This window comes from Dongia sp. P2_B8 (assembly GCF_056404715.1).
In genome coordinates this window covers 42462-66558 of record NZ_JBFUDM010000004.1, presented here as the reverse complement: position 1 = coordinate 66558, position 24097 = coordinate 42462, and the positions used below count along the sequence as shown (strand labels likewise).

The 24097-nt window shown below is 61.5% G+C and carries 23 protein-coding genes and 2 tRNA genes; 6 read left to right on the top strand and 19 right to left on the bottom strand.

Translation table 11 applies throughout. The features are described from left to right. Window positions 1-13 precede the first annotated feature (13 nt). The 13 genes from clpX to AC1DWZ_RS14055 form a co-directional block, all read right to left on the bottom strand. The gene (gene clpX, locus AC1DWZ_RS14115) at window positions 14-1282 is read right to left on the bottom strand and encodes an ATP-dependent Clp protease ATP-binding subunit ClpX (protein ID WP_477169552.1); all 1269 of its coding nucleotides are present in this window, start codon (window positions 1280-1282) and stop codon (window positions 14-16) included. 275 nt (window positions 1283-1557) lie between these two features. Further along, on the bottom strand, window positions 1558-2202 hold the full coding sequence (locus AC1DWZ_RS14110; RefSeq protein ID WP_477169787.1) for an ATP-dependent Clp protease proteolytic subunit: 645 nt from the start codon (window positions 2200-2202) through the stop codon (window positions 1558-1560). Window positions 2203-2366: 164 nt separating this feature from the next. Then, window positions 2367-3713, bottom strand: a complete 1347-nt coding sequence (gene tig, locus AC1DWZ_RS14105) for a trigger factor (RefSeq protein ID WP_477169551.1) — start codon at window positions 3711-3713, stop codon at window positions 2367-2369. A gap of 99 nt (window positions 3714-3812) precedes the next feature. Next, a tRNA-Leu gene (locus tag AC1DWZ_RS14100) sits at window positions 3813-3897 on the bottom strand. Between the two features lie 130 nt (window positions 3898-4027). After that, window positions 4028-4477, bottom strand: a complete 450-nt coding sequence (locus AC1DWZ_RS14095) for an N-acetyltransferase family protein (RefSeq protein ID WP_477169550.1) — start codon at window positions 4475-4477, stop codon at window positions 4028-4030. Between the two features lie 2 nt (window positions 4478-4479). Next, on the bottom strand, window positions 4480-5964 hold the full coding sequence (locus tag AC1DWZ_RS14090) for an NAD(P)H-hydrate dehydratase (RefSeq protein WP_477169549.1): 1485 nt from the start codon (window positions 5962-5964) through the stop codon (window positions 4480-4482). A gap of 28 nt (window positions 5965-5992) precedes the next feature. Beyond that, window positions 5993-7651, bottom strand: a complete 1659-nt coding sequence (locus AC1DWZ_RS14085; protein WP_477169548.1) for a tetratricopeptide repeat protein — start codon at window positions 7649-7651, stop codon at window positions 5993-5995. Between the two features lie 81 nt (window positions 7652-7732). Then, window positions 7733-8149, bottom strand: coding sequence for a nuclear transport factor 2 family protein (locus AC1DWZ_RS14080; RefSeq protein WP_477169547.1), 417 nt, complete (start codon window positions 8147-8149; stop codon window positions 7733-7735). A 65-nt stretch (window positions 8150-8214) separates the two neighbouring features. Further along, a complete protein-coding gene (locus AC1DWZ_RS14075; RefSeq protein ID WP_477169546.1) occupies window positions 8215-8976 on the bottom strand; it encodes a FecR family protein in 762 nt (253 codons plus the stop codon). Between the two features lie 125 nt (window positions 8977-9101). After that, window positions 9102-9275, bottom strand: coding sequence for a hypothetical protein (locus AC1DWZ_RS14070; RefSeq protein ID WP_477169545.1), 174 nt, complete (start codon window positions 9273-9275; stop codon window positions 9102-9104). A gap of 236 nt (window positions 9276-9511) precedes the next feature. Beyond that, complete coding sequence (locus AC1DWZ_RS14065) at window positions 9512-10168, bottom strand: hypothetical protein (protein ID WP_477169544.1); 657 nt, start codon at window positions 10166-10168, stop codon at window positions 9512-9514. A 195-nt stretch (window positions 10169-10363) separates the two neighbouring features. Then, window positions 10364-11269, bottom strand: coding sequence for a FecR family protein (locus AC1DWZ_RS14060; RefSeq protein WP_477169543.1), 906 nt, complete (start codon window positions 11267-11269; stop codon window positions 10364-10366). A 111-nt stretch (window positions 11270-11380) separates the two neighbouring features. Then, window positions 11381-12253 (bottom strand): FecR family protein, encoded by an 873-nt coding sequence (locus AC1DWZ_RS14055; RefSeq protein WP_477169542.1) that lies wholly within the window; start codon window positions 12251-12253, stop codon window positions 11381-11383. 311 nt (window positions 12254-12564) lie between these two features. Here AC1DWZ_RS14055 and mce point away from each other — a divergent pair, with 311 nt between their 5' ends. The 3 genes from mce to AC1DWZ_RS14040 are packed head-to-tail and all read left to right on the top strand — an operon-like array spanning window position 12565 to window position 13808. Then, the gene (mce, locus tag AC1DWZ_RS14050) at window positions 12565-12969 is read left to right on the top strand and encodes a methylmalonyl-CoA epimerase (protein WP_477169786.1); all 405 of its coding nucleotides are present in this window, start codon (window positions 12565-12567) and stop codon (window positions 12967-12969) included. A gap of 20 nt (window positions 12970-12989) precedes the next feature. Continuing rightward, window positions 12990-13235, top strand: a complete 246-nt coding sequence (locus AC1DWZ_RS14045) for a DUF1467 family protein (protein WP_477169541.1) — start codon at window positions 12990-12992, stop codon at window positions 13233-13235. Between the two features lie 15 nt (window positions 13236-13250). Beyond that, window positions 13251-13808, top strand: coding sequence for a DNA-3-methyladenine glycosylase I (locus AC1DWZ_RS14040; protein WP_477169540.1), 558 nt, complete (start codon window positions 13251-13253; stop codon window positions 13806-13808). A 166-nt stretch (window positions 13809-13974) separates the two neighbouring features. On the opposite strand, the gene AC1DWZ_RS14035 is transcribed toward AC1DWZ_RS14040, so the two are convergent. Then, window positions 13975-14151: a hypothetical protein gene (locus tag AC1DWZ_RS14035; protein WP_477169539.1), complete on the bottom strand. Its 177-nt coding sequence runs from the start codon at window positions 14149-14151 to the stop codon at window positions 13975-13977. A gap of 192 nt (window positions 14152-14343) precedes the next feature. Between AC1DWZ_RS14035 and AC1DWZ_RS14030 the strand changes: the two genes are divergently transcribed. Continuing rightward, window positions 14344-15399, top strand: a complete 1056-nt coding sequence (locus tag AC1DWZ_RS14030) for a 2OG-Fe(II) oxygenase (RefSeq protein WP_477169538.1) — start codon at window positions 14344-14346, stop codon at window positions 15397-15399. Window positions 15400-15449: 50 nt separating this feature from the next. Here the strand turns inward: AC1DWZ_RS14030 and AC1DWZ_RS14025 are convergent. Continuing rightward, window positions 15450-15526 (bottom strand) — tRNA-His (locus tag AC1DWZ_RS14025). 249 nt (window positions 15527-15775) lie between these two features. On the opposite strand from AC1DWZ_RS14025, the gene AC1DWZ_RS14020 reads away from it, so the two are divergent. Next, window positions 15776-16960 (top strand): pyridoxal phosphate-dependent aminotransferase, encoded by a 1185-nt coding sequence (locus AC1DWZ_RS14020; RefSeq protein ID WP_477169537.1) that lies wholly within the window; start codon window positions 15776-15778, stop codon window positions 16958-16960. Window positions 16961-17030: 70 nt separating this feature from the next. Here the strand turns inward: AC1DWZ_RS14020 and AC1DWZ_RS14015 are convergent, their stop codons facing one another. The 3 genes from AC1DWZ_RS14015 to AC1DWZ_RS14005 all read right to left on the bottom strand — a co-directional run bounded on the left by AC1DWZ_RS14015 (window position 17031) and on the right by AC1DWZ_RS14005 (window position 17975). Beyond that, entirely contained in the window at window positions 17031-17186 is a 156-nt protein-coding gene (locus tag AC1DWZ_RS14015) for a hypothetical protein (RefSeq protein WP_477169536.1), read from the bottom strand. A gap of 12 nt (window positions 17187-17198) precedes the next feature. Beyond that, window positions 17199-17432, bottom strand: a complete 234-nt coding sequence (locus tag AC1DWZ_RS14010) for a DUF805 domain-containing protein (RefSeq protein WP_477169535.1) — start codon at window positions 17430-17432, stop codon at window positions 17199-17201. Window positions 17433-17561: 129 nt separating this feature from the next. Further along, window positions 17562-17975, bottom strand: coding sequence for a DUF805 domain-containing protein (locus AC1DWZ_RS14005; protein ID WP_477169534.1), 414 nt, complete (start codon window positions 17973-17975; stop codon window positions 17562-17564). 197 nt (window positions 17976-18172) lie between these two features. Here AC1DWZ_RS14005 and AC1DWZ_RS14000 point away from each other — a divergent pair, with 197 nt between their 5' ends. Then, window positions 18173-20989, top strand: coding sequence for a hypothetical protein (locus AC1DWZ_RS14000; protein WP_477169533.1), 2817 nt, complete (start codon window positions 18173-18175; stop codon window positions 20987-20989). A gap of 9 nt (window positions 20990-20998) precedes the next feature. Here the strand turns inward: AC1DWZ_RS14000 and AC1DWZ_RS13995 are convergent, their stop codons facing one another. Next, entirely contained in the window at window positions 20999-24073 is a 3075-nt protein-coding gene (locus AC1DWZ_RS13995; protein WP_477169532.1) for a CHAT domain-containing protein, read from the bottom strand. Between the last annotated feature and the right edge of the window lie 24 nt (window positions 24074-24097).

Below are 24097 nucleotides of genomic sequence, written 5' to 3'. Positions count from 1 at the left end.
ATACTGACGAAACTTACGCGCCAGTCGAGCTTTCGCTGCGGCGGTCGGTGTAGATGTAGAGCGGCTTCGCCTTGCCTTCGACCACTTCACGGCTGATGACGATGGCTTCGACGCCATCGAGGCCCGGCAGTTCGAACATGGATTCAAGCAGGATCGATTCCATGATCGAGCGCAGGCCGCGCGCACCGGTCTTGCGGGCGATGGCACGGCGCGCGATGGCACCAAGTGCATCCTCGGCAAACTCCAAGCGCACATCTTCCATTTCAAAGAGACGCTGATACTGCTTCACGAGCGCGTTCTTCGGCTCGGTCAGGATCTTGATCAAGGCCGGCTCGTCGAGATCCTCGAGCGTCGCCACGACGGGCAGACGGCCGACGAATTCGGGGATGAGGCCGAACTTCAGCAGATCTTCGGGCTCGACCTCTTTCAGGATCTCGCCCGTGCCACGTTCGTCCGGGCCACGCACGTCGGCACCAAAGCCGATCGCGGAACCCGACCGGCCGCGCGCGCCAATGATGCGCTCAAGCCCGGCAAAGGCGCCACCGCAGATGAACAGGATGTTGGTCGTGTCGACCTGCAGGAATTCCTGCTGCGGATGCTTGCGGCCGCCCTGCGGCGGAACCGAGGCAACCGTGCCTTCCATGATCTTCAGCAGCGCCTGCTGGACGCCCTCGCCCGATACATCGCGGGTGATCGAGGGGTTGTCCGACTTGCGGCTGATCTTGTCGACTTCGTCGATATAGACGATGCCGCGCTGGGCGCGTTCGACATTGTAGTCGGCCGATTGCAGGAGCTTCAGGATGATGTTCTCGACATCCTCGCCGACATAGCCGGCTTCGGTCAGCGTCGTCGCATCAGCCATCGTGAACGGCACGTCGATGATGCGCGCCAATGTCTGGGCGAGCAGCGTCTTGCCGCAACCCGTGGGGCCGACCAGCAGGATGTTCGACTTCGCCAATTCGACGTCGTTGTTTTTGCCGAGATGCGCCAGGCGCTTGTAATGGTTATGGACCGCCACCGACAGGATGCGCTTGGCATGCATCTGGCCGATCACGTAATCGTCGAGGACCTTGCAGATGTCCTTGGGGCTCGGCACACCATCGCGGGACTTGACCAGGGTGGTCTTGTGCTCCTCGCGGATGATGTCCATGCACAGCTCGACGCATTCGTCGCAGATGAACACCGTCGGACCGGCGATGAGCTTGCGCACCTCGTGCTGCGACTTGCCGCAGAAGGAGCAGTAGAGGGTATTTTTGGAATCACCGCTGGCGGATTTGTTCATTTCCGATCCATTCGAGCTTCGGGCGGCCTTGATTCAGTTGGCTGAATCGCCCCGTTCTTGGTCAATTTAGCCCCCCGGTTCGACACGACACAACGTGTTTCTGCGGTGCCGTTGGGCTTTCTGCGGGTGCAGGAGAACAAAACAAATCCCCCCGATGCCGCCTCGTACCTACTTTAGATAGGTTTTGTCCACAAAAGGTTAAGGCCCAGGACGGCGCAAATCGCCAACCCGGGCCATGACCATAACAGGAACACGGACTTGCGAACTGATCTGAATCAGATCTTGTCCTTGAGATCGTCCGGGATCGGCCGCTCGCTGACCACCACGTCGATGAGGCCGAACTCCTTGGCCTCTTCCGGGGTCATGTAGCGGTCGCGTTCCATCGCACTTTCAATCACCGACAGTTCCTGACCGGTGTGGCGGACATAGATCTTGTTCAGCCGGTCGCGGGTGCGCAGGATTTCCTTGGCGTGGATCTCGATGTCCGTCGCCTGGCCCTGATAGCCGCCTGAGGGCTGGTGGATCATGATGTTCGAATGCGGCAGGCTGAAGCGCTTGTCCTTGGCGCCTGCGGTCAGCAGCAGCGAGCCCGCGGAGGCAGCCAAGCCGATGCACACCGTCGACACTTCCGGCCGGATGTACTGCATGGTGTCGTACATCGCGAGGCCCGACGACACGACGCCGCCCGGCGAGTTGATGTAGATCGAGATTTCCTTCTTCGGGTTTTCCGATTCCAGGAACAGCAGCTGCGCACACACAACGCTCGCCATGCCGTCATTGACCGGACCGACCAGGAAGATGATGCGCTCTTTCAAGAGTCGCGAATAAATGTCGTAGGAGCGCTCGCCGCGATTGGTCTGCTCGACCACCATCGGCACGAGGTAATTGTTGTAGATCTCGACGGGATCTCTGTCTCTCATCATCCACTCTCAAGATGGGGTAGGCGGCCATCCGCGGCGCGAATGGCGACTCACCCAAGTGCTTAAAGCGCGATCTTAGCGAGCGGAAGGATTCTGGCAAATCGTTCCAGCGCACCGATCAATTTTCGGACCTGAAACGATTTGCCGAATCGCAAACCCAAAGCTTAGTCGCGGCGGCCTTTGAGTTCCGCCTCGCCTTCGGCAGCGAATGCCTCGGGCGAAATCTTGCGTTCGGAAACCTTGGCACGTTCGAGGATGTAGTCGACGACCTTTTCCTCGTAGAGCGGCGCGCGCAGCTGGTTCAGGGCTTCCGGCGAACGCTGGTAGTACTCGATCACCTGCTGCTGCTGCCCCGGATAACGCTGCGCTTCCTGAATGAGAGCGCGGCTCAATTCCTCGTTCGGGACCTGGATATTGTTCTGGCGCCCGACTTCAGAGAGCAGCAGACCCAATTTCACGCGGCGCTCGGCGATTTCGCGATATTCCTTCTTCAACTCGTCTTCCGACTTGCCCTTGTCTTCCTCGTCCAGGCGATCGGCCTTCAGATCGGCTTCGATCTGCTGCCAGATGGCGCCAAACTCGGCTTCGACAAGGCTCTCAGGCAATGTGAAGTTGTGATTGTCGGCCAGGATGTCAAGGAGCTTGCGCTTCACGCGGGCACGCGCCACGGCGCCGTATTCCTTTTCGATGCGCTCGCGCGCCTGGGTCTTCAGTTCATTGAGGTCGGAAAGACCCAGCGATTTCGCCAGCTCGTCATCGACCGGCACATCCTTCAGGCGGCGCACTTCCTGCGCTGTCACGGCAAAGCTCGCTTCCTTGCCAGCAAGCTCGGCATTGCCGTATTCAGCCGGGAAGGTGACCTTCACGGTCTTCTTGTCGCCCTTCTTCACGCCAACCAGCTGCTCTTCGAAGCCGGGGATGAACGTGCCCGAGCCCAGCTCGAGATAATGGCCGTCGGCCTTGCCACCTTCGAATTCGACACCGTCGATGGACCCGACGAAGTCGATGACGGCGATGTCGCCATTGGCTGCAGCGACATCGTCGGCCACCGGCTCAGAGGCGCGCTGGCGCTTGGCGATACGCTTCAGGCTGTCTTCGACTTCCGAATCCGGAACCTCGACGCCGACGCGCTCGAGCGACACGGTGGTGAAATCCATCGGCGTCACGTCGGGGATGACTTCCATCGCCATCGAGAATTCGAGATCGGCACCATCCTTGAATTCGCCAACCAGTTCGACCTTGGGCTGGCCGGCCGGGCGCAGGTTGCGCTCCGTGAGGAGCTGCTGCGAGCTCTGCTGCACGCTCTCTTCGAGCACCTCGCCCATGACCGACTGCTCATAGCGCTGCTTGAGGAGCGTCATCGGCACTTTGCCCGGGCGGAAGCCGGGGATCTTCAGCTTGTGGCTCAGCTCGAGCAGCTTGCCATCGACCTTTTCACGCAACTGCGCGGCGGGGACGGCGATCTTGTATTCCCGCTTGAGGCCCTGGTTCAGGGTTTCGGTGATCTGCATGGCAGCACTCTTTCAGACTAAAGGGTTCAGCAAAATCCTAGGTTCGACATCGGGTCACGAGCCTCGCGGCACCAGCGAAACGACCAATTTCGGGGCAATTGGTGCGGGCGGAGGGACTTGAACCCACACGACTTGCGTCACAGGAACCTAAATCCTGCGCGTCTACCAATTTCGCCACGCCCGCAAAGGTCGTTCCGAGCCGCGCCAAAGCAATAGCTCGTAGCCCCGGTATCGCACCGGTTCCGGGCCGGGGATGTATCCCACCCCGCCCCCAGCGACAAGCGAAAAAGGCCGCGGTTAGATGGGCGTATCGCTCAGAGAACACCACCATACGTCCGCAGGCGCCACCAGGGACCGGTCGCAGCCATGCCCTCGCCCACCACCCGCCAGCCTTGGCGCAGGTAGAAAGCATAGGCTCGCAGGTTGCCTTTGTCCGTTTTCAGTTCGAGATCGCCAAGGGCGCATTGGCGGACGGTCTCCAACAAGGCCTGCCCCGCCCCGCGGCCCTGGAACGCTGGTAGAATGTAAAGACTATGGATGAAATTTGTCGGCCAATATACTGATATATAGCCGATTATCTTGCCATCCAGGCGAGCAACCCACTGTTCTTCGCCAACCACGCTGGCGGCATAGGCGGCGGCCGTCCGGCCCTCTGCCGGTTCGTTCGGAAAGGTGGCCGTAACGGTCGCAATGAAGATCGTGGCGCAGGCGGCCTGGTCACTGGGGCCAGCACGCCGAATATCCCACCGATCCCCAGGATGCACGGTCAGCGCCCCAGCCGGCGTAGCAAGGCTGGAATCTGCCCTGCCAGATCCTCGGCGATGAGCCCCGGGCCAACAGACAGGCCAGCCTGGGCATGGAACCAGATGCCGGCAGCGGCGGTACGATAGGCCGGCATTCCTTGTGCCAGCAGCCCCAGAATCAGTCCGGCAAGGACGTCGCCCGATCCGGCGGTCGCAAGATATGGACTGGCCTCACCGGCGATGGCGGCTTGGCCGTCGGGTGCCGCTACGACGGTGTCGGCGCCCTTGAGGAGCACCACGGAACGGGCCCGGCGCGCGGCCTGACGGACGCGGTCCAGTTTGCCCATATCGGCGCCAAGATCCGGAAAAAGACGGGCGAACTCGCCCTCATGCGGGGTCAGCACGACGTCCGGACGGCCCAGGGTGAAGAGATCCTCCGGCCGGTCGGCGAAGGCGGTCAGCCCACCGCCGTCCACCACCGACGGGCGACCGGCGGCAAGCGATGTCAGCACGGCTTCCCGCGCCGCCGCGTCCGGCACCAGCCCGGAACCCACCAGCACGCCGGAGATGCGCCGGTCCATCAGGATCTCGACATAATCCTCGGGCCGCGCCGCCGGGCGGGCGATGATGCCGGGCTGGTCCGCCATATAGAGCGGCAAGGTCGCCGTTGGGGCGGCGACGCTCAGCATGCCGGCACCTATGCGCCGTGCCGCGAGTGAAGCGAGGCGCCCTGCCCCCGGCATGTCGCTGCTGCCAATGACCAAGGCATGGCCGCGGCTGTATTTGTGATCCTGCAATCCGGGCTGTGGCAAAACGGATAGCCAGAGTCCCGGCTCGTTGACGAAGGTCGACACACCCGCCGGTACCGGTTCAGTGTCGAGGCCAAGGGTTGCCACCTGCAATGCGCCGGCATGGGCGCGGCCCGGCAACAGCAGATGGCCAGGCTTTGGCCAGCCAAAGGTGACGGTATGGCCGGCGCGGATGGCGGCACCCATGACATGGCCGGTGTCGGCGGAAATCCCGCTGGCGACATCGACGGCCCAGACGTCCGCCCCGGATCGATTGACGAGATCGATCACCGTGGCGGTATCACCTTGCAGTGGTCGATCAAGGCCGATGCCAAACAAGGCATCAACCAGAACTGTTGAAGCAGCTAGCAAGGAGGCCAGATGCGCGGGATCGCAGGTGACGACATCGCCCTGCCATGCCGCGGCTGCCTTGCCGGCATCCCCCTTGTAGTCCGTGCGCGGGCGCATTGATGCAACGCAGACTCGCCAGCCGGCGCGGGCCAAGTGATCGGCAACAACGAACCCGTCACCGCCATTGTTGCCGGGCCCGCACAGAATCAATGCTGAGACGTTGCCAGCGGGATATGCATTTTTGATCGCCTGTGCAACGGCAGCACCCGCTGCCTGCATCAGGGCGAAGCTATCCTGCCCGCGCGCAAATGCTGCCTGCTCGGCCGCACGCATTTCAGCGCCGGTCACCACGGGCTGGGCATCTGACATCGGTAGAGGTCGCGTATCCGACACGGGGTCAGTTGATGACGGTGCGGCAGAACTGTCCGCTGACGCGGGAATGAATATTGTCGCACATCGCCTGCGCATCCTTCAGGGTCTTAAACGGCCCCACATACACCCGGTAAGATGGCGCATTTGCGCTCAAGAAAGGCCTGACTTCGAACTGTATCTTGTCGAGCACGGGCCTGAAGGCCAGCTGCAATTTCGAAAACACATTGGTGGCAGAGTCTTTCGTTCCGCGCGTGTCCATCCAGATGTGATAGACTTTTTCACGCGGTGACAGTGTCTCTGCCAGTGGCAAGGCTTGTTTGATGCCCTCGCCTTCAATGGGCTCTTCGGCTGCGTCGGCCGCAGCACCTTCTTCTGCAGGTGGCACTTCTTCTGCTTCAGTCTCGCCTTCGGCAGCCGGTTCTTCTGCAACTGGCGCTTCGTCCTCGGCAGCATGTTCCGCTGCAGGCGCTTCACCTTCCGCAACCTCGGCCGGCTCTTCGCCAGCTGCAGATTCCTCCACCACAGGCTGGTGCGCTTCCGGCGCATGATCGCCGTCGGTAGCCGGCAAGGCTGCGGTCGCCATCGCAGCCTGGGAGTCCGTCACCTGGGCATTTGTTGTAGCCGCCGGTTCTGGCTCGGCCGCGTGCTGATCCGCTTCGGCGGCTGGTGTCGTCTCGCCTTCCGTGCTGTGCGTTTCAGGTTCTTGGGTTGCAGCCGCCTCGGTCGCCGTCTCGTTCCCGGTCGTCGGGGCACCGTGGGCCGCTGGCGCTGCGGGTGCTTCAGCGGCGGCGGTGTCGGCATGGCCAGTTTCGGCCGCCGGTGTGCTTGTCGCTGGCGCTTCTGGTGCCGGCGCCTCAGGTGCTGGTGCTGCAGCTTCGGCAGCAGCTGCCGCTGCAACTGGCTTGGCGCTGGGCTTCGGCAGTTCGGTCAGTTTCTGCTTTGCTTTGAGACTGCCGGTAGATGCCGCCTTTTCCAGCCACTGATAGGCTTGGTCCGGATCCTTGTTGACGCCACGGCCGGTGCGATAGAATTCGGCAAGATCGATCTGCGCCTCGGCCAAGCCGGATTCAGCTGCCTTGGCGATCCAATGGGCGGCCTGCTTTTCATTGGCATCGACGCCGTCGCCACGATCATAAAGCAGGCCGAGATTGTATTGCGCCTGCACGTTGCCGGCATCGGCCGCCTTGGTCCACAGCGTCACCGTCTGCTTCTGGTCATGCGGGACACCCTCGCCCAGCATGTACTGCACACCGAGATTGAATTCTGCGGTGGCATTGCCCCCTTCCGCAGCCTTGCTCCAATAGGCGATGGCCTTGTTCTGATCCTTCTTCACGCCGCGGCCCTCGGCATAGAGCATGGCGAGATTGTTCATGGCCGGCGCAAAGCCCTGCTCGGCTGAGGCCTCGTACCATTTCACCGCCTGGGCAAGATCGGCCTTGGTGCCGCGGCCGCTCTCCAGCAACAGGCCAAGGGCATGCTGGGCCCGCTTATCACCGCCGAGTGCCGCCTTCTGCCATTCGGCAAAGGCCTGGTCGAAGGCCCCTGCATTGAAGGCATCAAGTCCGGTACCGTAATCGGCACGGGCCGGCAGCGGCGCCGCGAGAGATAGGGCGGCAGCGAACAGGGCGGCCACGGCAAGGGAAGCGGTGCCGGGGCACCGCAGAATGATCCGACTCAGCTTCATGGACGTTAATATGCCGGTCGGCGGCAGCCCGCGCAACGAAACCTCGTTGCAGTTCCAAGCTATTACCCCCGGCTTTGGCAGCTAATGGCGGGTTGGCTGACCGGAATCGGGCGACCGCGGCCCCGATCGCAGGGTGGCGGGTATGACCGGTCCGCCTTGATGATGGATCATGCGCCAGACGCCGGCTTCCAGGGCGTAAAGGTTGGTGCAGGCAAAGCGGCCGTTGCCGATCACCTCCAGCCCGCAGGCGATGCCGATGTCGCCGACGACGCTCATCTGCTGGGAGACGAATTTGATGTCCGCCGGCTGCCCATGGAGGAAAATCTGGCGCCAGGAGTTGAGGATTTCAGCCCGGCCGAGCAACGGTTCGGAGCCTGGATGGCAGCAGGAGACGGCCAGGGTTTCCGCCCAAAGCTGGCTCATGGCGGCGAAATCGGCCGTGGCGAAGGCCCGGTAAAAGGCGGTGTTGGCGGATTCGAAGGCGTTCCGAACGGTCATCTTGTGGCCCTGCTGCAGCGTGGCCCATTTCATAGTCGATGTGTGGCGCGCCGTCGATCACGCGATCAGCCGCCAAAGCCGTTGGTATCGGGAGGAGAACCGTGGGACCGTGATTTGCCACCCTGCTCACTCTTCTTGCGGTCCGGGCGATCGTCGTCGCCGTCTTCCTTATTCTTCGGCTGGTCTTCCGGCTTGCGGCTGGGTAGCTCAAGTGCCGCCATGCCCTCGGGCAACGCCGGGGCAGCTGCAACCTGGACCGCGCAGGTCGGCATCACGGTGACCTGCATACCGGTCATGGCCAATTTGCCAGTCCCCCCGGCACCGCAGGCCGAGACTTCCACCGCGCCGGAGATGACATTTACTTCAGTCCTGCCATCCGGCCAGACATAGATCACCAGCTCGGTGCCGCGGATGACCATGGTCGCTGTCGGCGTATACAGGCGGATGTTCTGCTCGGTCGTCATCTTGCCGCCGACATAGCGGAAGGCGCCAACGGCAAAGGAAATCTTGCCGGCACCCTCGGTGCTTGCCGGGTCGTAGACGAAATCATCAAGGCGCAGCTCTGCACCAGCGCCGACTTCGACGGTGGTTTGATCGAGAAATTCCAGCGCCGTTCTGCCATGGGCACCGGTTTGCACCGTGTCCAGGGCGAAAACCGCATCGCTGTAAAGGATGGCGTGGCTGGCCGTCGACCCGTTGGGGGCCGCGACCGCGCCGAGATACTCGCGCTGCACCACCGCGCCGATACGCGGCTCCGCCATTGCGGTACCGCTCGCCAGCAGCACGAGGGCAGCACCCAGCTGAAGGGTGAAAATCGTTCTGTTCATGATCTTTGTAACTCCGACCGTCCTGGGTGGTTCGTCGCGGTGAGGCAGGAACAGGTTCATAGAGTTCGAGCACGCGCCTAAACGCCGCGAATTAAGAGCCCGTGCAATGAGTTGGAGGACTGCGCCTATTCGTACATCAGCGGAAGATCGGCAAGATCTGCGGCCCGAACGCCCACAGTCTGGCTCGTCGCAGCAGCAGCCTTGGCGTCGCCGGGCAGGTTCTCGACCACCAACAACCCCAACACCAGCGCCAGAAACGCGAGGGGATAGGCAAAGGGGCGGCTGGACTTGCGTGCCATGATGATGAACCGTTTTCCTGAAGCGCCGAAGCGCGCGATAACGACTATCAACCTAGGATCACTTGCCGCGCGCCGCTGTGATCCAGTTCACAGGTAATAGAAAAAATCGCTGACGCGAAAACAGCGTCGACCGCTTACCTCCCAGGTGGGGGTAAGTGTTATTATCGATTGTAATCGTTAAAATTCTCACCACAGCAGGCGAGCCCTGCTGCGTGGGCCGCAGCAGCGTGGCGGAACTAAGCGCTAGTGAGAGCCGGCAGCTTACGGCGCCGCCAGCCAGCCACACCAAGACCAACCAGGGCGGTTGCCATCAGCAGGAAGGCAGGCGGTATCGGCGTCGTGACCACATTGTACTGGAAATTGTCGATCACCATCTGGTGCCCGCTACCGTATCCGATCTGCGTACCACCATAAGTCTTGAAGGTCAGTTGATCGATCTTCAGCCAATTGAAGAACAGGTTGGCATAAAACTCGGTGTCGAGCGTCACGGTCTGGCTATAGACCTCGGTGCCGTCCCTGAAGCCCGCGATGTCGACCTTCAAACCATCGTTCCACGCTGCGGTAAAAGCGGCACCAACAAAATCGAAATAGCCGCCAGCGAGTTCCACCGCTGCCGGCTTGGCAAATCCATTGAAGGCGACATAGTCACCGGATGCCGTTCCGTTGATAAAGCCGTTGCCGGGCTTGTCGCTGTATTTGTCCTCGCCGTTGAGAACAAAGAAATTGTCCCAGGTAAGTCCGCCATAGCCGTCAGAAATTGCCGCCTGAGACCCGGCGACTCCCACGCTTTCAAAATCCAGGGTCGATGCGACAGCCGATTGTGTCAGCGCAGACAGGGAAATGAAGCAGCCACCGACGATGACCGCATCCCGAAACCAGGTCCCAACCTTCATCGAAGCCCCCTTGGCCAATGCGCGAGAGTCTCAGGTCATCTAACGTGCAGCAATTTTTGATTTAGTAAAACTTAATGTGCACTGCGGTGCAGCGTCAAGCTGCTATCGCATGTGCAAACACGATCTGCCTTGCAGTGTGGCTAGGACGCAACGTCAGGAGCGCTTATATCCACAATGCGTACATCAGCGCTAAGCTTACTCGTTGTCGCCTTCAGGGTCACCGGGATCATCGCCTTCTTCGCCCTGCTCGCCTTCCTCACCTTCTTCACCTTCTTCTCCTCCTGTCGGATCAGTCGGCTCGGGCGGATCAGCTTTCGGGGGCTCCGGTGGAGCTGCCTCTTTCTTTTCCTTGTCGCGATCGCGCGTATCGGGTCCTGGGCCGTCGCCCGGATCACCTTCGTCACCGCCCGCCGCCGTCGCAAAATCGCCAAGGTCGGCCGGCACGTCGAGAGCTGCGAGATCTTCGATGACTGGGCGAATTGCCAACACGCTGACTGCACAGGTCGTCGGCACGACGATGCGCTGGCCGGCCGTGGCCGCGACGGCATCCGGCTTGTCACAAGGCTGCACGTCGACGGCACCGCTGACAATGTTGATCTCTGTCGTGCCATCAAGGCCAACAAAAATAACCAACTCTGTACCGCGAATGGTCATCGTCGCGGTCGGCGTGCTGAGCTTGACGTTTTCGTCGCTCTTCATCTTGCCGCCGACATAGCGGAAAGCGCCGACAGCCATGGAGATCTTGCCGGATCCGATAGCGCTCAGCGGGTCGAACACGAAATCGTCGAGTTTCACCATCGCGTTGGGACCGACGTCAAAACGTGTCTCGTCGAGGAAGCGCATCGAGGTGGCACCACCCTCTCCTGTCTCCACGGTATCGAGTGCGGAAACCTGATCCTGATAGTGGATGGGCTTCGCATCCTGAGCGCCATCCGGCGTCGCCGTTGCGCCGCGATAATCTTGCAGGATGACATTGCCGATCACGTCGGCCGACGCACTCGATGCCAAAAGTGTGGCAAAGGAGGCGAAAGCCAAGACCATCGTCCCTGAGCGCCAACCACTGGCAAGTCCATAACGTTTGGTCTTTGGATGGTAAATCATCACACAACCTCCAGTTAAGGCGCCATCCGTGGGGCGCTTAGAATTCAGCTCAACGATCGCCTACCTATATCTTACCGCACGAATAGCGTGACTGTGGCGTGACTGGGTTCATCAGTTACAGGCGTATCCGCCACAGCCTTCACCGTCATCATCGGGGTCCGGTGCTGGTCCCGGCTCAGCGGCCGGCGGATCCTTCTTCGGGGCTGGCTCTTTCTTTTCCTTATCGCGATCGGGCGGCTCGGAACCGCCGTCGCCATCCGGACCGCCTTCTTCGCCGCCAGCGGCCGTCTGGAAATCGCCAAGATCTGCGGGTACGTCGAGAGCTGCGAGATCTTCGAAGACCGGACGGATTGCCAATACGCTGACCGCGCAGGTCGTCGGCACGACAACGCGCTGACCAGCTGTGGCAGCAATGGCGTCTGGCTTGTCGCAGGGCTGCACATCGACAGCGCCGCTCACAATGTTGATTTCCGTGGTGCCGTCGATACCGACGAAGATCACCAGTTCGGTGCCGCGGATGGTCATCGTCGCGGTCGGCGTGCTGAGCTTGACGTTCTCATCGCTCTTCATCTTGCCGCCGACATAGCGGAAGGCACCAACGGCCATCGAAATCTTGCCGGCGCCAACCGTGCTCACCGGGTCGAACACGAAATCGTCGAGCTTCACCATCGCGTTAGGCCCGACATCGAAACGCGTTTCGTCGAGGAAGCGCATCGAGGTGGCCCCACCCTCACCGGTCGCCACGGTGTCGAGGGCCGAGACCTGATCCTGATAGTAGATCGCCTTGGCATCCTGGGCGCCGTCAGGCGTCGCCGTCGCGCCGCGATAATCCTGAAGGATGACGTTGCCGATCACGTCCGCCGAGGCGCTCGATGCCAACAAGGTGGCAAAAGAGGCAAACGCCAAGGCGACGGCGCCTGGCCGCAGGATCTGAGTTGCAGTCAGGCGGTGGATATAACGCTTGGTTCCCGTATTGCGGGTCATTACATACCTTCCATTCGTGGCAGCCACAGCAAGACGGGCTGTAACTGCCCCGCCGGCGCGTTCCAATTTTTAACGAATTGATAACGAATTTTAGCTAATGGCTCGGAATAACGCCAGTGGCCACCACCCCCTGGCCCCACACTTATTTGTGGTTGGCCATGCTTTCTGCGACAATTTAGCAACCTTTTCAGATTGGCGGCGCTGCGGCAATGCGCCCAACGCCCACTTGACAGCTTGTCTTGACCCAAAAGACGCTGCGCCGCACCATCCAGGCCGAATCATGCCCCCTCATTTCCTGGGAAGGACCCTCGATGATCGGCCGCCTCAACCATGTTGCCATTGCCGTGCCCGATCTTGACCAGGCTACCGCCCTGTATCGGACGACCCTCGGCGCCAAGGTGTCGGCGCCGTCGCCGCAGCCAAAGCATGGTGTCAGCGTCGTTTTCGTTGAGCTGGGCAATACCAAGATCGAACTGCTGCACCCGCTGGGCGAAAACTCGCCGATTGCAGCTTTTCTCAGCCGCAATCCAGCGGGCGGCATCCATCATATCTGCTACGAGGTCGACGATATCCTGGCTGCGCGCGACCAGTTGAAGGCAAGCGGCGCTCGGGTGCTGGGCGACGGGGAACCGAAGATCGGCGCCCATGACAAGCCGGTCCTGTTCCTGCACCCCAAGGATTTCCTGGGGACGCTCATTGAATTAGAGCAGGCTTGAGCCCGAATATGTCAGGGATCATGTCGCAAATCTTTATGTTTCTGGTCATCTGGTGGCTGACCCTGTTCGTGGTGCTGCCCTGGGGCGTTCGCCGTTCAGAAAATCCTGATGCGGGTCACGATCCGGGCGCACCCGGCAATCCCATGTTGCTGAAGAAGGCCTTGATCACGACGCTGATTGCTTTCCTGATCTGGGGAGCCGCCTATCTCGCCTTTCATGTGTTCGGTTTCTCGTTCCTGCAGCTTGCCGGCGTCACTGGTTCTTAAAGAGGGGCTGTCGGCATGAGCAGCTATTGCCAGATCGCGCCGGGTCATGAATTTCATGGCCCCTACCATGAGCATCATTACGGCTTCCCCATCGCCGATGACGACCAGCTGTTCGAACGGCTGGTGCTGGAGATCAACCAGGCCGGGCTGTCGTGGCTCACCATTCTGAAGAAGCAGGCAGCGTTCCGCGCTGCCTACAGCGACTTTGCCATTGCCAAGGTGGCGCGCTATGGCGAGAAGCAGCGCGCCCGCCTGCTCGCTGACGCCGGCATCATCCGCAACCGGTTAAAGGTCGACGCCGCCATTGAGAATGCGAAGCGTATTCAGGCTCTGCAGAAGGCGCATGGCTCGTTCGCGGCCTGGCTCGCCGCACATCATCCGCTGACCAAGGTGGAATGGGTGAAGCTGTTCAAGCGCGAGTTCGTGTTCACCGGCGGCGAGATCGTGGGCGAGTTTCTGATGTCGATCGGCTATTTGCCTGGCACCCATGCCGAGGATTGTCCGGTCTACAAGAAGATCGCCAGACTGCAGCCGCCCTGGCTGCGGGCCCAAAAGGGCGGGATGCGTTATTGACCCCCAAATGGAAAGAGGCAGACCAATGAAGGCCTGCCTCTTTACGGACCGTAGAAATGGTCCCTCCCCCACCGAATTTATTCTTCTCGTGTCGTCCCAGAACTTGGACCGTGCGGTCTCTTACTTATCTTGTAACCCGCCGGCTCCCCAGCCAGCGGACAGAACCCTAGCTAAAATTTTCCCGGAAGTCACGGCGGCTTTTCAAGGAAATGCCATTTTTGACGTGCGCGGCGAAACCAACCGAAAGGCCTGGCACATGCCGTGAGCGTCGCACCCGCACGACAATTTCTGTCGATACTTCAAGGACATCAATCATTTTCGAAAAAGCATGGCGCACCGGCATCAACCTCCCGAAACGAACATTGCTCTATGCTGCACTGCAGCGCGTGCGTGCGGAGGTTCGTCGGGTGCGTCCGACTCAGCTGGTGGACCTTGCATGGCGCGCTGCTGCGGGGCAGACCTACACCAGCAGCAGGATTATCGTCGCGCGGGCTGCGCGGCATAAAGAGACCACCGACAAGGAGTGACAAGCTAGATGAGCGTCGGGAAAGAAGTGCATGCCGGGGAAACGCTACCTCTGCCGCTGCCAAATGTGGAACTGGCTGCAGGTGACCGCTTTCCCAACTTCCTGCTGACCGACCAGGACGGCAAGGCGCGCTGGTTCCTCGAGCGCGCAAAGGGCAATCCGATGCTGGTCTTTGTCGACCTGTCCGACACCGACATTACAGCCCTGAGCCTCGTTGGCGACCGTTTCACCGCCGCAGGGACGGACCGCCTGGCGATCGCCAGCGGGTCGAATGCTGAGATTGCTGCCAAAGCGCGCCGGCTCCGCACCGACTTTCCACTCCTCGCCGACACCAACGGCAAGATTCGAGAAGCACTTCGCCGGATGGCTGGCGTGACAGGTCCAGCCCCCTTTGCCCTGGCGCTCGACGCCAATCAGCGTGTCCTGCACGTCGCGCAACAAACGGATATCGCTGACTGGGCGATCTCTCACCTGCCTGCTGCAGCGCCAGCTGCCATCGGACCGCGCGTCGACCAGATGGCGCCCGTGCTGATCGTGCCCAATGTTCTCTCACCGGAACTGTGCCGCGGCCTCATGGATCGCTGGGAGCAGTTGGGCCATGAAGAAGGCACCGTGCATTCGATCGTCGAGGGTATCGAGGTTACGCGCACCTACGATTCCATGAAACGGCGTCGCGATCACAGGATCGAGGACGAGGCGGTCCTGAAGCCGCTGATGGCGGTCGTTGGCCGGCGCCTGGCGCCCGAACTCGATAAGGCGTTTGCCTTCACCAAGTTCAAGTTCGACCGTTTCATCGTCACCTGCTACGAGGCAGAGCGCGGCGATTATTTCCGCCGCCATCGCGACAATCAGAGCCCCAGCACCGCGGACCGCCGCTTTGCCCTGACGCTCAATCTCAATACGCCGGACTATGAGGGCGGCGAGCTGGTCTTTCCGGAATATGGCCCGCAGCGCTACAGCCCGCCCGCCGGCGGCGCCATCTTGTTTTCATGCTCGCTGCTGCACGAAGCCCTGCCGGTGACCAAGGGGCGGCGATTCACGCTGCTGTCGTTCCTGCGCCAATAGCCGCGCTCGATCGAGCACGTGGCAATCCTAATCTAACCTATTGAAAAGATTGGGGCGAGTGACGGGAATTGAACCCGCAACCTCTAGAATCACAATCTAGCGCTCTAACCAATTGAGCTACACCCGCCACCGGGGCACGACCGCCATCACGTCCGGGTCATGCGGGCAGCGATGTAACCGACCCCCACCCTCCCGTCAAGGATTACAGGGCCGCGTCGCCGAAACCGGCTAAAACCCTTGCTGTCGCCCTGGTATAACTATTCGTCGCGTAGAGCCTGTCAGAGGCCGCCGCCGGACCTAAACTGCGGTTCATTCCGGCCTGACAAGGTCGCCGCGTGACGCTGGGCCGGCAATTCATTTATCAGGGATCAGACCAATGCTTCAGCTTGCCAGCGGCATGAGCCGCCTCGGGACCGAATCCGCCTTCGAGGTCCTCGCCCGCGCCAACGCGCTCCGGGCCCAGGGGCGCAGCATCGTCGCCCTCTCGATCGGCCAGCCCGATTTCCAGACCCCGGGACATATCGTCGAAGCCGGCATCAAGGCGCTGCGCGACGGTCATCATGGCTACACGCCCGCCAACGGCATTCCCGAAGTGCGCCAGGCGGTGGCCGACGACCTCAACAAGCGCCATGGCATCACCACCGTGGATCCCGCCAACGTGCTGATCGTGCCGGGCGGCAAGGTCACCATGTATTTCGCCATCATGATGTTCGGCGAACCGGGTGCTGAGATCATCTACCCGAACCCGGGCTTCCCGATCTATGAATCGACCATCAAGTTCTCCGGCGCCACGCCGGTGCCGCTGCCGCTCCTCGAAGAGAACGGCTTTGGCTTCAAGGCCGAGGATGTGCTCTCGCGCATCACGCCGAAGACGCGCCTCATCATCGTCAATTCGCCGGCCAATCCCACCGGCGGCATCGTCGAGAAGGACGAGATCGACAAGCTGGTGAAGGGGCTGGAGAAGCACCCGAACGTCGCCATCATGTCGGACGAGATCTATTCCGAGATGCTCTATGACGGCAAGGTTCACACCAGCTTCCTGAAATATCCGGAAATCGCCGACCGGCTGATCATGCTGGATGGCTGGTCGAAGACCTATGCCATGACCGGCTGGCGCATGGGCTATTCGGTCTGGCCGAAGCAGCTGATCGAACATGCGACACGCCTGTGCATCAACGTGCATTCCTGCGTCAATGCTGCGGCCCAGTGGGCTGGTGTCGCCGCCCTCACCGGCCCCAAGGACGAAGTTGCCAAGATGATGGTGGCATTCGACGAGCGCCGCCGCTTCACCGTCTCCGAACTCAACAAGCTGCCGGGCGTCTCGTGCATCGTGCCCTATGGCGCCTTCTACGCCTTCCCCAACATCAAGGGGACCGGCTTCAAGTCAAAGGCGCTGGAAGTGGCACTGCTTGATGAGGCCGGTGTCGCCAGCATCGCCGGGACCAGCTTCGGCTCGTTTGGCGAAGGATATCTGCGCATCTCCTACGCCAACTCGATCGAGAATATCGGCGAGGCGATCAAACGCATCGGCGGTTTCCTCGAGAAGCGCAAGGCGGCTTAAACGTCAGTATCCTTGCTGCAGCTGATTTGAAAGCGGCGCCATCTCGGATGGCGCCGCTTTTTCTTTTACGTCAGGCCGGCCGCGGGCCGTAATCATTGTCGCCCACAGTGCCGGGCAGGAAGAGGATGAGCAGCGCCAGGAGCAGTTGCAGCAGGCTCAACAGGCTGCCCAGCGAGCTCAGCGACGGGCTCAGCTGCATCAGCGAGCCAAGCACGCCAATGGCCATGACACCCCAGGCTCATTTCCCGGGCTTGTTGAAATCCTGCAGGCGCTTGGCCATCAGATTGAAGAACGGGAAAACCAGCAGAAGATAGAGAATGATGGCGGCGATGACGCCGGCCCCGCCCAAGATCATGGTCAGCAGCATGGCGACCACGAGATAGATTACAGCCAGCAGCACCGAATAGCCAAAGTAAGGCAGCCGCGCGAGCTGGCCCTGGCTGCTGAGATAAATGCTTTGCCAATTCGACATCATATTCCCCCTGATGAACGTCCCCGCGGCAACGATGCCGGAAGGCCGGGGTGAATGCAATGGCGGGCCCGTTCCAGGGCGGCAAGGGTCGCCCGCGCGTCTGCGACAGCGGGCGACCGTTCGGTCTGATCAGGCAGTTACGAGCTTGCCAGGCTGATCACCATATTCATTGGCACCGGTCGTGCCGGGTATCAGCAGGACGGCAAGGCCAATGACAAGTTGGACCAGGCTGACGCCGTATCCCACGCTCTGCAGAGCAGCAACGAACTGCAACAAGCTTGCCAACAGGCCAAGGCCAATGATGGCAGCTGCCCATTTGCCCGGCTGGTTGAAATCCTGCAGCCGCTTGGCCATCAGGCAATAATAGGGATAGGCGACAAGCGCGTAGCTGGCGAGGACCAGGATCGAGCCCAGCGCGCCGAACAGGCTGGCCAGCAGGTAGGCCAGCAGCATGTAGGGAATGGTGAGCACCAGGCTGAAGCCGAAGTATGGGAGGCGCGCGATGCGGCCCTCCTTGCTGAGGTAGATTTGGCGGAGATCCATGGGAATTCCTTCATTGGAGAGGGCCGGAGCCGGACAACCGGGTCAGGTATCCGTCGCGCGACCTCATGAGATGGTTCACACCAGACGTCTACTTTCGTGTGAGCTTTTGGCGGAATCTCCGATTTTCTGTGGAATGAACCTCGAATTTTAGCGTTATCGTGCTTAGTAGCTGAGGGGCGAGAAACGGAAGGCCAGCAATGGCGACGGTCCAGGAGATCATTTCCGCGGCGACTATCGATCCTGCCTTGCTGGCGGCGCTGAAGGCGGCCGCCCCCGAACAGGTGGGCGACGATCTGGTGTTACGCCTGGCCGATGGCCGGGTTTTTTATATCGACGGATTCTTTGCCGCCGCAGAAATCGGCGATGGGCAACCGCCGGAACAAGGTGCCATCCCATTGGCGGCCGACATCGCCGCCTTGCTGCTGGGGGCACAGGATTTCTCGACGGCAGCCGGCGGCGAGATACCACCGCCCCCGCCCAGCGGTGGCGCTGGCTTCATTCCTTTTGATGCATCGTCCGCAGGGACCCCAACAATCGGTGATGCCTCTCCGACCGCAGACCAAAATCTCGAAGACGATTCGGAGCGCCGCGACAGATTGGTCAGCCGCTTGCGCGACACTTCCGATGTAGGCACGGCAGACGGAAATGTTGCCACCAGCCACTCCTCTCTCTTTAGCCAATTCGGTAGCGGCTTTCTCGGTAGTTCTGGTTTCTCAGGCGCTGGTCTGCCGCAGAGTGGTGCCGTCTCGATGTCTGCAAGTGCCCTCTCCTCGCCATCTTTTGGCTTTAACCTGAATCTGGCCGATCTCGTCGCCGTTCACCAGTTGAAGGACCCGGCCTATGATGACTGGTTTACCGGCATGACGCATTTGCTGCCCCTCGACAGCACCGGTAATTTTGCAACGCTTGACTTCGCAACGCTCAAAGCCTTGTTTCCGGCGGCCGATGACCCTGACCACGGCCAGAACGTTTATAATTATTATGTTTCTCTGCACGACGTATTCCTGAACTACGTCGACGGCCGCAGCGTCTGGATGGCGGATGCGTCCACAAATGGCCCGCATAGCAATCAGACCGGCGCCGAACTGCAGCAATATTTCAGCGGCGACGACATCATCATCGGCACAACGGTCACCGAGAATCCAAACAACACCGACACACTTCGTGGCTACGCCGGCAACGACATCATCATCGCTTATGATGGGCAGAACGACCTCGATGGCGGTGCAGGCAACGATATCCTCATCGTGACGCAGCCGGTGACGGCAGCGGCGGTCGGTGGCGGCGCCTATCCACCCCTTCAGAACATCAGCGGTGGCGATGGCTATGACACGCTTGTCCTGCAGTTGATGGACGGCGGATATGTAATCGACACCCGGCTTTATCCCGAAAAGATCACCAGTATCGAAGAGCTCGGCATTTCAATCTACGTGCCGGCAGTACCGCAGTTCATTGTGACCGATACACACGGTTTCGCTCTTGAAGGCTACCCGCCCGTGATCCTGCTTGACGCCGCGGTTGTAGCGAAATGGGGTGGCACCTTGACCGTCAACGCCGCGTTCGGCAGCGTTCATCTCACCGATCTGCCTGTATGGACCAGATTACCGGACGATCCAGCGCGGCCCGGCTACGCGCTTTACACTGCCGAACACGACGGCACTGCGGTCAGCCTGGCTATCGTCGATACATTGGCGCAACCGATTGACGGGGCTATTACGGGCACGTCCGGTAATGACAAGTTGGCCTGGGTCTGGCGCAGTTTCACCGACTATGACGCCGGTGCGGGCGACGATACGATCACCACGCAACTGACACCCTATATTGCCGCACCTGCGGGGTTCGGCATCCTCGATCTCGTTGGGCCGACGACGCCGACTCTCCACAATATTGAGATCATCGATCTCGTCGCTGGCGATCAGCTGATCCTTTCCGCCGCGGACGTTGCCATGGTGACGGATGCGCGCAACACCCTTTGGGTGACATCCGATTTTGCCACCGAGCAAAATCCAGCCGCCGGCAAACTGGTCGTGACCGATGCCGATACCTGGCAGTCCCTTGGTTATGTATCGCTGATCACCGAAACAACACAGTCCGTCTCGGTCCATCGAACGGGAGCACTTTTTGCGGCCCAAGTGAATGGCGAAACCGTGCAGATGTTCGTCTCCGCCGGCATCGAACTACCTGCCGCCCTCAGCACAGAAAATCTCGACACCTTGTCCATCTGGTATGATGGTGTTGTGGCCTTGCCACCGCCTGGCTTTGCCACCGACCTTGACACGATCGATTTTGGTGGCGGCATCCAGGACAATTCTTTCAATCTTTCCCTGGCGGATGTGCGGGATCTTGCCGGCGATGACGGTCAGATCAAGATCATCACGGATTCTCCCAATGATGTCGTGACCTTCGCCGATCCTAATCATTGGCAATTGACCGGTGTCGAGCGCGGGCAAAGTGGCTCACCCGATTTCTATGTCTATCTTGGGCATGACGCTGCTGGGTCGGATGTCACATTGCGACTGGAAACCGACCTCATTGAACCAGCGGCCAATTTGCACGCCACCGGTGGCAGCGACCTGTTGCGCGTTGCCGAGGCCGTGCCAATCAATCTGGATGGCCAGGGCGGCTTCGATGCACTCCAAATCCTCGGTGAGAACAATCAGATGGCCGGCCAACTCGACCTCGCCGCGATGGACGGTCAGGGCCCGCGCAACATCGAGCTGCTCGATCTGCGCAATGGTGGCGACAACAATCTGATCCTGGATACCGAAGCTGTTGCGCGCTTGTCCGGCGATGACGTGCTCTACGTCATGGGCGACGATGCGGCGGACGGTCTCGACCGTGTCTTCCTGCAGGACGTGGGCAACTGGACGCGTACCGGCGTTTTGTCCGGAGGCAATGGTGCGCCGGATTTTGTGCGTTATGAGACCGATGCCGTCATCAACGCAACGACGATGCATCTAACCCTTGCGGTTGAAGGTGATCTGGGACAGCCGATCGGCGCGCCGCTACCCTGACGGCAGGCGTTACGGCTGTGCTCCACCCTCCCCCACCAGCTCAAACGGTGCCCAGAAGATCGGGTGGGCGAGATAGTCTGGCTGGTCCTCGGCCAGCAGCGCGAGCATCGAGAGGCGCAAGGTCGCGGCGCGCCCAATGGATGGGTTTGCCGCCAAATGTTCGAAGGCACCCGTGGTCAATTGCACGGCAGCCACCGACAGCACCTCCCATTGCGAGACCAGCAACGCACGTGACCCGGCAAAGAAGAAGGCACGCGCCAGCCCGGAGAGGCCTTCTGCACCGGGTGAGCCGTCAGCCGCAGCCGTATTGCAGGCCGACAGCACCACCCAGTCGGCATCGAGCTTCAATTGGGCGATCTCGCCTACCGTCAGCAGGCCATCATCCTCTCCATTGCCTTCGGCCGGTGGTGTCAGCACCAGCCCAGGTTCGCGCAGACGGCCGAAATCGCCCGCCATCAGGCCATGTGTGGCAAAGGCGATGACCCGATAATCCTGCAGCGGCAGAGCTTTCAGGGCCATCTCGGTGGCGGCAGCACCAGTCACAACCGACGCCGGATCAGCTTTGAGGGCGACGGCCAAGCCAGCCAGTTCATCGGCCGATTCTGGTAGGGATGGCAAGCCGCGCAGGAGATCGGCGATTGGGGTGTTGGCATCCGCTGGCGCGGCTGCTCCGCCCAGCACCGGGTCGCCCAGGCCGAGAAACGGCAGCTTGGCTGCTGATGGTTTCACCAATTTGCGCAAGGCCGCAAATGCCCCGATCTCCGGCAAGAATGTCAGGTCACGCGCCGTGATCAGCCAAGGCAGTTGCCGGTATTCAGCAAAGTCGCTGGGTTCGGCCACATGCCGGCTCAACAAGGTCGCAAACGGTAGGCTCTGCAGCGTGCCATCCGGCACAATGACGAGATGAGCGATCGCGGACGGCAATGCGGCCGGCGCGACCAGGGTATCGTAGAGATCAGCGGCCGCAGCTACATCGAACGGCCGAATGTCGGAAACGCTTTGCACCTCGCGGGGGTCGACTGTCGCGCGCAAAGCCCGGATCCGGTCGGCGAGCCAGGCATCGTTATGGTCGATCGGAATCATCGCGACCCGATCCTGCGATATCGTCCAAAGATAGGATTGATCCTCAAGGGTGAGATAGGCCAGCAACGCCTCCCCTGGCAGCAGCGATGCCTGGATCATGCTGGGCGTCACCGAGGGCAGAACGCCGAGGCCGGCCAGATCGGGATGCGCGGCCATCAGATCTGCCTGCAACGCACCCGCTGACTGGCCGAGATGCTCAATCTCCGCCTGCGCGGCAGCAAGATTGTCGCCGGCGTCCGCGGCGGCCACCCTTGCAGCGAGACTGCGCTCCGCCATCTGCCAGCGCAGCACACTCTCCTGCACGTCGCGCAGAGCAGCCACCGTGGCGGGGTTGGCCTGGGCCTGCCGCTGGCCCAGGCCGGCAATCGCCGTTCCGGCGGCGGACGCACGGGCAAGCTGCGCCACCGCAAACGATTCCGCCAGCAGGGCTGCTTTCTCCGCCGCCGGCGGGTCGCCCTGCAGCGCCAAGGCAATCACCTGCACATGGCGCCCAAGCAGACGGCGGAGTGCTGCCACCTCCTCGATCATCGACCCGGATTGTGCGGCTTGCAGGAGCGCGATGCGCCGCCTCAGCACATCTGTGACCGCCACGGCCATGCTGCGCCCGGCGGCCACATCGCCACTTGTTGCCAGGGCCTGGGCAAGCTGGCTGCGTACCTCCAGCGTGGCGACGTGATCGTTGCCGACCCAGTGGGCGCGGATCGTCAAGGCACGCTTGAGAATTGCCACGGCGTCCGCCGGGGCCGCGTGCGCCATGGCCAATTCGGCCTGTCCGACCAGGACATCGGTCATGGCATAACTGTCGGCACCAAAGATCTTCGCCAGTACCGTGCCGGATTGATCGAGCGCGATTTTCGCCGCCGGGAAATCACCAGCGCGGCGTTTCACTTCGGCCAGCCAGACGCCCGTCCCGGCGGCGGCACGCTGGTTCTGGGTCGCGGGCGCCGACCAGATGGCAATGGCGGCAGCAAGATCGTCCGCCGCAGCAACAAGATCGTTCTGCCGCAAGCCGGCAAAGCCGCGATGCAGCCGCGCCGCCGCCTCCAACTGGCTGCCCGGGCCAACGCTGCGGCGCGCCAGTTCAACCGCCCGGGTCAGTGCCGTCATGGCCAGGGCCGACCGGCCGGTCGTATAGAACAGCTGCCCCAGATTGACGAGGGTCGTCGCCAATGCCGGCGCGTAGAAGTCTGGGTGACGGTCATAGATCGCCACGGCATCCTGCAAGCTGCGCTCGGCGTCCTGATACTGCCCCGCGCTGAACAGGCTGCTGCCGAGCGAGGTTTCCGCCCGCGCAAGTTCGGCATGGTTGGGGCCGTAGAGGGTGCGAAAGAGATCACGCGCTTTCCGCTGCGCCGCCAGCGCCGGCAGGTATCGGTACTGCCGGAAATTGAGCTCACCCACCGCCGCCTGATAGAGCGCCACCACCCGCGGCGTCGACGATGCGGCCCGCGGCTCCAGCTGCGCCAGGCGCGCCGCCGCCGCATCCCAGCGAATGGCCCGGATTTCGGCGATCGCCAGGGATAGTTCCGCTTCCAGGAGCTGCGGGTCGTCCGGCGTCGCGACACGTTTGCCGATGGCGAGACCCTTGAGCAGCGCCAGCTGCGCGCGGCCCATGTCACCGCGCGCCATGGCCAGCGCGCCCAGTTGCAGATAGATGGCGGCCAGAACCGGCTGCGCCGTGCCATCTGCCGGCGGCAGCAGCTTAAGTGCGTCCTGCAAGGGCTGTTCGGCAGCGGGCAGATTGCTGGCGAGCTGGGCTATCTGTGACAGGCGCAAGGCGCCCGCGCCGATAATGGAAGGCGCCGTCTGCTGCGACATGATGCCTATGATGTCGCGCTGCGCTGAGTCTGGATCGCCCGCCATCATGGCACGGTCCGCCTGCGCATAAATTGCAACTGCATCCGGCGCCGTCTCTTGGGCCAGAGCATGGCTGCCCGCCAGAGCCAGCCCGAGCCACAGCCAGCACCAAGCGCGCACCTGACGGCCGATTTTCCAGCGCATGTGTTTCCCCGCACCCCTGCCCAC

Coding starts and splice junctions, on each gene's coding strand:
- clpX (WP_477169552.1), bottom strand. CDS start 1,282: ATGAACAAATCCGCCAGCGGTGATTCCAAAAATACCCTCTACTGCTCC.
- AC1DWZ_RS14110 (WP_477169787.1), bottom strand. CDS start 2,202: ATGAGAGACAGAGATCCCGTCGAGATCTACAACAATTACCTCGTGCCG.
- tig (WP_477169551.1), bottom strand. CDS start 3,713: ATGCAGATCACCGAAACCCTGAACCAGGGCCTCAAGCGGGAATACAAG.
- AC1DWZ_RS14090 (WP_477169549.1), bottom strand. CDS start 5,964: ATGTCAGATGCCCAGCCCGTGGTGACCGGCGCTGAAATGCGTGCGGCC.
- AC1DWZ_RS14085 (WP_477169548.1), bottom strand. CDS start 7,651: ATGAAGCTGAGTCGGATCATTCTGCGGTGCCCCGGCACCGCTTCCCTT.
- AC1DWZ_RS14080 (WP_477169547.1), bottom strand. CDS start 8,149: ATGACCGTTCGGAACGCCTTCGAATCCGCCAACACCGCCTTTTACCGG.
- AC1DWZ_RS14075 (WP_477169546.1), bottom strand. CDS start 8,976: ATGAACAGAACGATTTTCACCCTTCAGCTGGGTGCTGCCCTCGTGCTG.
- AC1DWZ_RS14070 (WP_477169545.1), bottom strand. CDS start 9,275: ATGGCACGCAAGTCCAGCCGCCCCTTTGCCTATCCCCTCGCGTTTCTG.
- AC1DWZ_RS14065 (WP_477169544.1), bottom strand. CDS start 10,168: ATGAAGGTTGGGACCTGGTTTCGGGATGCGGTCATCGTCGGTGGCTGC.
- AC1DWZ_RS14060 (WP_477169543.1), bottom strand. CDS start 11,269: ATGATTTACCATCCAAAGACCAAACGTTATGGACTTGCCAGTGGTTGG.
- AC1DWZ_RS14055 (WP_477169542.1), bottom strand. CDS start 12,253: ATGACCCGCAATACGGGAACCAAGCGTTATATCCACCGCCTGACTGCA.
- mce (WP_477169786.1), top strand. CDS start 12,565: ATGATCGGCCGCCTCAACCATGTTGCCATTGCCGTGCCCGATCTTGAC.
- AC1DWZ_RS14045 (WP_477169541.1), top strand. CDS start 12,990: ATGTCGCAAATCTTTATGTTTCTGGTCATCTGGTGGCTGACCCTGTTC.
- AC1DWZ_RS14040 (WP_477169540.1), top strand. CDS start 13,251: ATGAGCAGCTATTGCCAGATCGCGCCGGGTCATGAATTTCATGGCCCC.
- AC1DWZ_RS14035 (WP_477169539.1), bottom strand. CDS start 14,151: ATGCCGGTGCGCCATGCTTTTTCGAAAATGATTGATGTCCTTGAAGTA.
- AC1DWZ_RS14030 (WP_477169538.1), top strand. CDS start 14,344: ATGAGCGTCGGGAAAGAAGTGCATGCCGGGGAAACGCTACCTCTGCCG.
- AC1DWZ_RS14020 (WP_477169537.1), top strand. CDS start 15,776: ATGCTTCAGCTTGCCAGCGGCATGAGCCGCCTCGGGACCGAATCCGCC.
- AC1DWZ_RS14015 (WP_477169536.1), bottom strand. CDS start 17,186: ATGGCCATTGGCGTGCTTGGCTCGCTGATGCAGCTGAGCCCGTCGCTG.
- AC1DWZ_RS14010 (WP_477169535.1), bottom strand. CDS start 17,432: ATGTCGAATTGGCAAAGCATTTATCTCAGCAGCCAGGGCCAGCTCGCG.
- AC1DWZ_RS14005 (WP_477169534.1), bottom strand. CDS start 17,975: ATGGATCTCCGCCAAATCTACCTCAGCAAGGAGGGCCGCATCGCGCGC.
- AC1DWZ_RS14000 (WP_477169533.1), top strand. CDS start 18,173: ATGGCGACGGTCCAGGAGATCATTTCCGCGGCGACTATCGATCCTGCC.
- AC1DWZ_RS13995 (WP_477169532.1), bottom strand. CDS start 24,073: ATGCGCTGGAAAATCGGCCGTCAGGTGCGCGCTTGGTGCTGGCTGTGG.